The sequence below is a fragment of the Synechococcus sp. CCY9201 genome, from assembly GCF_034931105.1.
GTDB lineage: Bacteria > Cyanobacteriota > Cyanobacteriia > PCC-6307 > Cyanobiaceae > CBW1002.
Window position 1 is genome coordinate 1 of the sequence record NZ_JAYGIC010000072.1, and the last position, 1,974, is coordinate 1,974.

Below are 1,974 nucleotides of genomic sequence, written 5' to 3' on the forward strand. Positions count from 1 at the left end.
TGGGATCTGGTCGATCACCGAGGCCATCGCTGCCCTCGCGCACGACATCAAGGGTCTGCTGAGGCTGCTGGGGTGGCAGGAAGCCGCGAAGAAACAGCCATCAGGATGACTTCTAATAGGCCCTGGGAGGATCCCTGCTGCGGCAGCCGCCGGATGGTGGGCTATCTGGCCAGAGATGGGATCCCGATCAGCCGTGACCGGGTGCGAAACCTCATGCGCCGCATGGGTTTACGGGCGATCTACCAGAAACCGCGCACGACGATTCCGGGTCATCCATCCGAGCGCTTCCCCTGCCTGGTGGATCTCAGCTTGGTCACGGCAGTGGATCAGGTCTGGGCCACTGATATCACCTACATCCCGCTTCAGAAAGGCTTTCTCTACCTGGTGGCGATCGTGGATCTCTTCTCCAGAAATGTTCTCAGCTGGAAACTCTCCAACAGCCTTGACACGGAATTCTGCCTGGAAGCCCTGGACGTGGCGCTGGGGGCTGGCCGCAAGCCACAGATCTTCCACTCCGACCAAGGATGCCAGTTCACCTCCACGGACTTCGTGGCAAGGCTGCAAGCCGAGAAAATCAGGATCAGCTGGTCCGGAAGGAAACGCTGCTATGACAACATCCTGGTGGAAAGGCTGTGGCGCACAGTCAAGTACGAGGAGGTGTACCTATGTGCCTACAGCGATGGCTGGGAGGCAGAAATCAGCCTGGCCCGCTTTCTGTGGAGGTACTGCCATGTAAGGCCCCACAGCTCTCTGGGAGGTCGAACTCCCCATGAGGTCTACACTGAGAACGAATCCTGTCCCTCCCGCCCAGGGTTAACGATGTCAGGGGCCAGAGCTGTCCAATAAAAGGCATCCACCTCACATATTGCCAATGAGGCCGATGGCTGGGCACCGAATTCCGTAACTGCTGGCAGTAGGAAAAAGATGCGGTGGCGATGCAAAAGCGGCCATATCTGGCTGGCTAAGGTTAATGATCGCACACCACCGCAGGGCAATGGTTGCCCCTACTGCGGCGGACACAAAGTCCTTTCTAGTTCAAATGATCTGGCAACTTTGTTCCCGGAAATTGCGGCCGAAGCTGACGGATGGAATGACTATGAGATATTACCAAAATCACATAGGAAAATGCCTTGGCAATGCATCCATGGACATAGATGGGAAGCAACCGTGGCGAATAGAACACCACCCAACTCCTCTTCTTGTCCATTTTGCTCAGGCCGCAAAGCGATTTCTGGCAAGACAGGCCTTTTAAGTGTATTTCCAGATATTGCAGGTGAAGCTGAAGGATGGGATCCTAGTTCGTATTCACCCAAGTCACATAAACGGCTGAAATGGCGATGTGCTCTTGGGCATACCTGGATTGCAGAGATACGTAAAAGAACTACCCCGGAGAGCCAGGGGTGTCCCATCTGCTCAGGCCATAAAGCACTCTATGGCTTTAATGACCTTGCCACTCTATGCCCAGATGTTGACCATCAAGCTGATGGCTGGGATCCCAGGTCTGCGACTCTCGGAAGTAACCGAAGATGTGCTTGGATATGCGATAAGGGCCATCGATGGATGGCAAAAGTAAATGATCGTACACCACCACAAAGTCAAGGCTGCCCAGTTTGTGCAGGGAGGCAAGTTCTCCCTGGTTTTAATGATCTTGCAACAAAGTACCCTAGATTGGCTTCAGAAGCAGAGGGCTGGAATCCAACAAAAGCAACATGTGCAAGTAGCAAAAGCCTTGCTTGGCGCTGCGCAAACAATCATATCTGGGTAGCTTCTGTATGCAGGCGGACGCCACCTAGAAATGGTGGTTGCCCAGTTTGTCAAGGGCGCAAAGTACAAATAGGCTTCAACGACCTAGGGACTCCTGAAAAAGATTCTCGGCCCATCGGCGCCGGATTCGTCCGTTTGCTTCGCGTTAATCAGGCTGGCAAGCGCGGTGACATCAAGTCGGCCAGATCTCAAAAGCATGGCTTGCAGATG

2 protein-coding genes are annotated in these 1,974 nt (G+C 54.1%); both read left to right on the forward strand.

The genetic code is table 11. The annotated features are described in order from the left end of the window. The first annotated feature begins 105 nt into the window (after positions 1–105). Entirely contained in the window at positions 106–846 is a 741-nt protein-coding gene (locus VB716_RS07245) for an IS3 family transposase (protein WP_323270118.1), read from the forward strand. Positions 847–864: 18 nt separating this feature from the next. Next, a partial coding sequence (locus VB716_RS17445) for a zinc-ribbon domain-containing protein (protein WP_416238089.1) occupies positions 865–1,974 on the forward strand: 1,110 nt, incomplete at its 3' end.